At 62.4% G+C, this 7218-nt stretch carries 9 protein-coding genes and 2 tRNA genes (1 of these 11 only partly in view); 6 read left to right on the forward strand and 5 right to left on the reverse strand.

The features are described from left to right. The first annotated feature begins 9 nt into the window (after nucleotides 1-9). Complete coding sequence (locus RTQ46_RS12040) at nucleotides 10-1428, forward strand: acetate kinase (RefSeq protein WP_312436822.1); 1419 nt, start codon at nucleotides 10-12, stop codon at nucleotides 1426-1428. A 68-nt stretch (nucleotides 1429-1496) separates the two neighbouring features. Here RTQ46_RS12040 and RTQ46_RS12045 read toward each other — a convergent pair whose 3' ends face one another. The 3 genes from RTQ46_RS12045 to RTQ46_RS12055 form a co-directional block, all read right to left on the reverse strand. After that, nucleotides 1497-2552, reverse strand: a complete 1056-nt coding sequence (locus tag RTQ46_RS12045; RefSeq protein ID WP_312436823.1) for an alkene reductase — start codon at nucleotides 2550-2552, stop codon at nucleotides 1497-1499. Nucleotides 2553-2603: 51 nt separating this feature from the next. Next, nucleotides 2604-2900 carry a helix-turn-helix transcriptional regulator gene (locus RTQ46_RS12050; RefSeq protein WP_312436825.1) on the reverse strand — a complete coding sequence of 99 codons (297 nt, stop codon included), beginning with the start codon at nucleotides 2898-2900 and terminating at the stop codon, nucleotides 2604-2606. Between the two features lie 97 nt (nucleotides 2901-2997). Further along, nucleotides 2998-3357 carry a DUF1304 domain-containing protein gene (locus RTQ46_RS12055; protein ID WP_312436827.1) on the reverse strand — a complete coding sequence of 120 codons (360 nt, stop codon included), beginning with the start codon at nucleotides 3355-3357 and terminating at the stop codon, nucleotides 2998-3000. Nucleotides 3358-3543: 186 nt separating this feature from the next. Here RTQ46_RS12055 and sugE point away from each other — a divergent pair, with 186 nt between their 5' ends. Then, nucleotides 3544-3864: a quaternary ammonium compound efflux SMR transporter SugE gene (gene sugE / locus RTQ46_RS12060; protein ID WP_312436828.1), complete on the forward strand. Its 321-nt coding sequence runs from the start codon at nucleotides 3544-3546 to the stop codon at nucleotides 3862-3864. Between the two features lie 33 nt (nucleotides 3865-3897). Next, nucleotides 3898-4227 (forward strand): SMR family transporter, encoded by a 330-nt coding sequence (locus tag RTQ46_RS12065; RefSeq protein WP_312436829.1) that lies wholly within the window; start codon nucleotides 3898-3900, stop codon nucleotides 4225-4227. Here RTQ46_RS12065 and RTQ46_RS12070 read toward each other — a convergent pair. Next, complete coding sequence (locus RTQ46_RS12070; RefSeq protein WP_312436830.1) at nucleotides 4224-5183, reverse strand: succinylglutamate desuccinylase/aspartoacylase family protein; 960 nt, start codon at nucleotides 5181-5183, stop codon at nucleotides 4224-4226. The genes RTQ46_RS12065 and RTQ46_RS12070 overlap by 4 nt on opposite strands. A gap of 127 nt (nucleotides 5184-5310) precedes the next feature. On the opposite strand from RTQ46_RS12070, the gene RTQ46_RS12075 reads away from it, so the two are divergent. Then, complete coding sequence (locus tag RTQ46_RS12075) at nucleotides 5311-6420, forward strand: acyltransferase (protein WP_312436831.1); 1110 nt, start codon at nucleotides 5311-5313, stop codon at nucleotides 6418-6420. On the opposite strand, the gene RTQ46_RS12080 is transcribed toward RTQ46_RS12075, so the two are convergent. Next, nucleotides 6417-6887, reverse strand: coding sequence for a hypothetical protein (locus RTQ46_RS12080; protein WP_312436832.1), 471 nt, complete (start codon nucleotides 6885-6887; stop codon nucleotides 6417-6419). The genes RTQ46_RS12075 and RTQ46_RS12080 overlap by 4 nt on opposite strands. Nucleotides 6888-7022: 135 nt before the next feature. Here RTQ46_RS12080 and RTQ46_RS12085 point away from each other — a divergent pair. Further along, nucleotides 7023-7099 (forward strand) — tRNA-Val (locus tag RTQ46_RS12085). A 64-nt stretch (nucleotides 7100-7163) separates the two neighbouring features. Then, nucleotides 7164-7218 (forward strand) — tRNA-Val (locus tag RTQ46_RS12090) (it continues 122 nt past the right edge of the window).

Below are 7218 nucleotides of genomic sequence, written 5' to 3' on the forward strand. Positions count from 1 at the left end.
GGAGAAACGATGGGCCATCTTTATTTATTGCGATTGGGATCTGTCGGCGCCTCGGCGCTGCTGTTGAGCGCGGCGGCGCATGGCCAGCAAAATGCATCTCCCGGCGAACAGGCACTGCTGCGGCAGCTCGACGACATGAAGGCCCAGCTGGCCGAGCAGCGCCGCCTGCTCGACGTGCTGCGCGGCTCCGTGCAGGCACAGCAGCGGCGCATCGACACGCTGCAGGGAGCATTGCCCGACAGTGCGCCAGTCGACAATGCATGGCTGGAGGCGCAGCGCGGCCTGGGTTTGCAGGACGCCGCCGGCCAGAACCCTGCCGCGCCGGTTGTGCCTGCACCGGCTGGGCCAGGGGTTGCTGCGCAGGCCGCAGCAACCCAGGCCCAGCGGCAGCCGGAAGCGCCCGGCGCACCGCCATCGACACCGGGACCGGGACCGGTGGCGGTGGGCCGTCCACCCGGGCGCGACAGCCGGCCGCCGGAAGTGGCGCCCATTTTCGAGCAGCCCGGCGTGCTGACGCCCAGACGCAAATATGTGCTGGAGCCATCCGCCCAGTTCGGTTATTCGTCGAGCAACCGCGTGGCGCTGGTCGGCTATACCATCATTCCTGCCTTGCTGATCGGGCTGATTGATGTGCGCGAGGTCAAGCGCAACACCTTCACGGCCGCTCTGACGGGGCGCACGGGACTTACCAACCGTTTCGAAGTCGAGGCGCGCATTCCCTACGTCTACCGTTCCGATTCCACGGTCAGCCGCGAACTGTTTACGGGCACCGCCGTGGAGCGGGTGTTCGATACCAGCGGCAAGGCGCTCGGCGATGTGGAGCTCGCTGCCCGCTACCAGCTGAACGATGGCGGTGCGGACAAATCGTATTATGTGGCGGGCCTGCGTTTCAAGTCGCGCACGGGGCGCGATCCATTCAGCGTCGTGACCGATTGCACGCGTCGCTGCATCGGCGAGAATGCCACCGGCACCGGCTTGCCGCTCGACCTGCCTACCGGCTCAGGCTTTTATTCGCTGCAGCCGAGCCTGACCTGGCTGTTCCCATCGGACCCGGCCGTGTTCTTTGGCAGCATCAGCTATCTGCACAGTTTCAAGCGGCATGATGTCAGCCGGCTGCTGCGCGACGGTGTGCGCGAGCCGCTGGGCACGGTCGAACCGGGCAAGATCTTTGGCGTAAACTTTGGCATGGGCCTGGCACTCAATGAAAAAGCTTCGCTGAGCCTGGGTTACGATCACAGCACCATCGGCCGCACGCGCCAGAATGGCGTCGTCGTGCCTGGCGCAGTACGCACCCAGCTGGGTACTTTATTGATGGGCTATTCGTACCGGCTTGCCAAGGACCGGACCCTGAACATTTCGGTTGGCGCCGGCCTGACGCGCGATACGCCCGATGTATCGCTGTCGGTCCGGCTGCCGATGACCTTCTGAAGGTTGCGCCAGGCCGGCAACTGCAGGGCCGGCCTGGCGTATCTTGGCTGCGACTGCGGCCCGCGAAATCAGGCGAGGGCAGGGTAGTCGGTATAGCCGGCGGCGGCTGGCGCGTACAGCGTGTCGGCGTCGAGCGGATTGAGCGGCGCGTCCTGGCGCAGGCGGATCGGCAGGTCGGGGTTGGCGATAAACCACAGGCCAAACGCCACCGCATCCGCTTCGCCCTTGTCCAGCAACGCCTGGGCGGCGGCCTTGTCCATTTTTTCGTTGGCGATATACACGCCGCCGAACTGCTCTTTCAGGTACGGCCCCAAACGGTCGTCGCCCAGCGCTTCGCGGGCGCAGATAAACGCGATGCCGCGCTTGCCCAGCTCGCGCGCCACGTAGCCGAAGGTCTCGCGCGGGGTGGAATCGCTCATGTCGTGCGAATCGCGGCGCGGCGCCAGGTGCATGCCGACCTTGTCGGCGCCCCATACCTCGATGCAGGCGTCGGTCACTTCCAGCATCAGGCGCGCGCGGTTCTCGATCGGGCCGCCATAATTGTCGGTGCGATGATTGGTGCCGTCCTGCAGGAACTGGTCGAGCAGGTAGCCATTGGCGCCGTGCACTTCCACGCCGTCAAAACCGGCCTTTTTCGCGTTTTCCGCACCCTTGCGGTAGGCCGCGACGATGCCCGGGATTTCTTCCGTGTCGAGGGCGCGCGGCGTCACGTATTCCTGTTTCGGACGCACCAGGCTGACATGGCCTTCGGGCTTGATGGCGCTCGGCGCCACCGGCAGGTCGCCATCCAGGAACAGCGGCGCCGAGATGCGGCCCACGTGCCACAGCTGCAGCACGATCTTGCCGCCTGCGGCGTGCACCGCATCGGTGATCTTTTTCCAGCCCGCGACCTGCTCATCGGACCAGATGCCGGGCGTATCGGCATAGCCCACGCCCTGTGGCGTGACGGCCGTCGCTTCCGAGATGATCAGGCCGGCGGAGGCGCGCTGGACGTAGTATTCGACCATCAGGTCGTTCGGCACGCGGCCCGGATTGTTGGCGCGCGAACGCGTCAGCGGCGCCATGATGATGCGGTTCTTCAGTTGCAGGCTGCCGATGGTAATCGGGTCGAACAGAGTGGTCATGGTATTTTCCTTGTTGAGTGCCGGTAGGCAGTGTCGCTGCGGTGGATGGGATTACAAACCTTGCTGCAATTGCTCGAGAAACGCCTGGATGGCCGCTTCGTCACGCTTGAAAAAAGTCCATTGCCCGACTTTTCTGGTCGACACCAGTCCCGCTTTTTGCAAGGTGGCCAGGTGGGCCGAGACGGTCGACTGCGACAGGCCCAGCCGGCGGTCGATCAGGCCGGCGCACACGCCCATATCGAGCGGCAACTCCTGTTCGCTGAAATGCTGTTCGGGCTCTTTCAGCCATTGCAGTATCTGCCGCCGTACGGGGTTGGCCAGCGCCTTGTGGATGGCGTCGATGTCCATAATGTATCGGGTCTTTCGGATTTCAATATCGTCATATTACGATATAAATAAAAAGCCTGCTGGCCGCGCGTGCGGCCGCTTGAGTTCCCGCGAAATATCAGGCGAAATGGTGCAGCAGCAGGGCGATCACGGCCGGCACGGTCTGCAGGTACAAAATGCTTTTCTTGACGGTGGCCGCGCCCCAGATGCCGGCCACGGCGATGCAGGCCAGGCCATACATGGTGAACGCATGGGCAATCGCGGCGTCGGGATGCAGAAAGCCCACGGCCAGTGCCGCCACCAGGAAGCCGTTATAGCAGCCCTGGTTGGACATGGCGGGGCGCACGATCTCGGCCTTTTCCTTGCTGAGCGCAAAGGCCCTGCGCCCGCGGCTGTCGAACAGCACGGTTTCAAGCAGCACGATATACACGTGCAGCAGCAGGATCAGGGCGGTAACGATCTGGGCCAATATCAGCATGGTGTCTCCTGGATGATAAAAGATTGATTATCGGGCAAGCCGGCCGGCGACGGGATTTTTTTGCATAGAGCAACAATACTAGCCGGTGCTATACTGCTACCTCATTTTTTGCTCCTGTGGGGACGACCCCGCTCGATGATGGGGCTGCATGGCGGGGACGACCCTGCCACCCTCGGGAGAAAAAACATGTCGTGGTTTATCTTGGTATTGGCCGGTTTGCTGGAAGTGGGCTGGGCCATCGGCCTGAAATACAGCGCGGGCTTTACCCGCTTGCTGCCGTCCGCATTGACACTGGCCGCCATGCTGGGCAGCATTCTGATGCTGGGCCTGGCCCTGCGCAATTTGCCGCTTGGAACCGCCTATGCGGTCTGGACCGGCATCGGCACGGTCGGCACGGCCATTTTCGGCATGATGGTGCTCGGCGAGCCGGCCAGCGCGGCGCGCATCACCTGCATCGCGCTGATCGTGTTCGGTATTCTGGGCCTGAAATTTCTCAGCCCGCACTAAATATTCTTCAAGGACGCCTGCATGAGCCTGGCCATGACTTATTGTTACCTGGCGGTCGCCATCGTTGCCGAAGTGATTGCCACCAGCGCACTGAAGGCGTCCGAAGGATTCAGCCGTTTGTGGCCCAGCGTGATCACGGTGATCGGCTATGGCATCGCGTTCTGGTGTTTGTCGCTGACCCTGAAAGTCATTCCGACCGGCATTGTATATGCGATCTGGTCGGGCGTCGGCATCGTGCTGATCTCTGCCGTCGGCTGGTTCTGGTTCAAGCAGAGCCTCGATGCGCCGGCGCTGATCGGCCTGGGGCTGATTATTGCCGGCGTGCTCGTCATTAACTTGTTTTCAAAGTCGGTCGGGCATTAAAACGACGGGCTGACGCGCGCCAGGTAATACCACTCGGCATTGGCCGCTGCGTTGACATCCGGGAACAGGATATACGCGTCAAACTCGGCCGTCACCGGCGTGCCGTTCGCGCGCACGCCGATCTGCTCGCCTTGCGCGACCTTGTCAAAGCTGGACCAGGTCTTGATGAAGCGGTCGCCGGCAGCAAGCTTGTCGTGCACCACCACCATGTTCAGCGCTTCCATGTCCGCGTCCGCAATCGGCTGCGGCTGCGGCGCATCGATCAAACCCAGGAATGCCAGCGTATTCATGATGGCGCGGTAGGCCACGTCTGGCGCGGCCGGGTCCGCATGCTGCCCGCATTCCAGGGTCAGCGCATAGCCGCCCGTCGAGCGCATGTATTCAGTGGTGCCCACGCCATAGCGCAAGACCATGCCGACCTGGTCGCTGCTGCCCAGGCGGCGCTGCACGCCGGCGCCATAGGTTTGCAGCCAGCCATCGACAAAGCGGCGCACGCCCAGGCGGCGCGCCAGGGCCCGTTCCTTGTCCTCATGCTGGAACGGCTGCAGCGGGCCGTCGTTGTTGCGCGGGCCGACCATCACGAAGGGCTGGCTGTCGGCATTGAACGAGTGCAAGTCCAGCAGCACGTCATGCTGGCCCAGCAGCGGGCACAGCCAGTTGGCGATGCGGTCTTCGAAATCCTGCGGATTGTCGTTCGGGAACAGGTTGCGGTTCAGGTTGCGGTCACCGCTGCGCACGCCCTTGGCATAGGCCAGCGGATTGGTGACCGGCACGAACGTCACGCTGCCAGCCAGGATGGCCAGCGCGCCGCTGTCGATGTCCGCCATCACGCGCTGTATGCCCTTGGTGCCGCAGGTTTCATTGCCGTGCACGGCGCCGGTAACGATCAGGCGCGGGCCGCTGCCCTGGCCCGTATAGTTGATGGATCTGAAGTGGAGTGCGCTGCTCATGGTCATCCTATGGAGAAAAAACGGGTCGCCATATTTTAGCGGCAATCACGGCAGCGGCCGCTGAAAAATGTGGGCAGGCGGCGCCTGCGCATGGCATGATCGGCGCCATTGTTGGCTTTTGTTGCGATTCTTCATGACCGGTTCTCCCCTGACTGCCCGCCTGTATGGCCTCGACACCCTGCGCGCGCTGGCCATCGTGCTGGTATTTACCAATCACTATGAATTGTTTGTCACGCCCGGCGCCTTCGGTTTCTGGGGGCAGGTGGGCTGGACCGGCGTCGACCTGTTCTTTGCGCTCAGCGGCTATCTGATCGGCAACCAGATTTTCGCGGCCATGCGCAGCGAGCACGGCTTTTCCCTGCCACGCTTCTATGCGCGCCGCTTCCTGCGTACCTTGCCGAACTTCTACTTCGTGCTGGCGCTGTATTACCTGTGGCCGGCATTTCGCGGCGACTTTGCGCTGCTGCCAGTCTGGAAGTTCCTCACCTTTACGCAGAATATCAACCTGACGCCAGGCACGGCCTTTTCGCATGCCTGGTCGCTGTGCGTGGAAGAACAGTTCTATGTGCTGTTGCCGGCCGTGGCGCTGTTGATAGCTGCCTGCCGCCGTTCCTTGGTCTGGGCGTGGATCGCGGTGGCCGCCAGTTTTGCCGCCGGCATGCTGGTACGCGCGTATCTGTGGGAGGAATACGTGCACCTGCCGCGGGGTGGCATGGGCTACTACAAATATATCTACTATGCCTCGTGGTGCCGCTTCGACGAGCTGGTAGCGGGCGTGGCGCTGGCGCTGCTGAAGAATTATCATCTTGCCGCGTGGTCGCGCATCACCTCGCATGGCAACCGCAGCCTGCTGGCCGGCCTGGCCGGGGCAGGGCTGATGCTGGCGCTGTTCTACCACCATCACTTCGACTACTGGGTCACCGTGCTCGGCTATCCGGCGCTGGCCATGAGCTTCAGCCTGCTGCTGGTGGCCGCCATGAGTCCCGGCAGTGCCTTATATAGACTGCGCGTACCCGGTGCGGCCAGCCTGGCGCTATGGTCGTACGCGATCTACCTGCTGCACAAGCAGCTGTGCATGCTGCTCGCTCCCGTGCTGCAGCGCCACGGCTATGCGCTCGATGGCTTGCCGGCGCTGGCGATCATGATCGCCATGAGCATCGGCACGGGCTGGCTGTTGTATGCACTGGTGGAAACGCCGTTCATGTACTTGCGGGCGCGCTTCGTGCCGGCCAATCACCGCTAACGCGGCATATCGATCACGTCGAGCCCGCGCGGCGTGGCTGTCAAGAGTTCCAGGATGGCGTGCGCGCGCAGATTGGTCTGTTCGTGTTCGGTATCGTGGATCAGCTGGCGCAGGCCCGGTACCACTTCGGTGATATGCGGGCTGGCATAGGCATGGATCAGTAACAGGATCAGGTCGGTGGCGCCCACTCCGGGCTGGCGGCGCAGCCGTTCGTGGATGACATTGAGCAAGGCGCGCTGCATGCGCGGCGTGGGATTGACGATATACGCAAATACGCTGGGCGTATTGGCAATCGCTGCGCACAGGCGCCGTTCGATCTCGTCCGGCTTCACATCCGAGGCGATATCGAAATAGGCCGCTTCCCAGCGCGTTCGCGCGTACGGGTGGCCGGGCGGAAACGAGTCGGCCGTTTCAAAACCGCAAATGCGGCTCAGGGTTTTCAGCCAGTCTAATAGGGTAGAGTTCATGCGGCGATTTTAACGGCATTGCGTGCCTGCCGTGATGCCGCCGCCCAAAACTGGCTGACGCCCGGAGAATGTTAAAGTTTCCTGTAAAACAGCCCTTGTCATTCTCGAAAAGCCTCTCTATAATGCTGGTCTTCGGGGCGGTTAGTTCAGCTGGTTAGAATACTTGGTCGACATCCAAGGGGTCGGGGATTCGAATTCCTCACCGCCCACCAGAATTTGGCAAGTGCAGTATTTGGCAGGTGATCACGCAGCAAGTGGTCGATAAAAAAGTTTTACGGGCGGTTAGTTCAGCTGGTTAGAATACTTGGTCGACATCCAAGGGGTCGGGGAT

Origin of the sequence: Janthinobacterium sp. (genome assembly GCF_031995485.1) — a bacterium.
Lineage (GTDB): Bacteria > Pseudomonadota > Gammaproteobacteria > Burkholderiales > Burkholderiaceae_D > Janthinobacterium.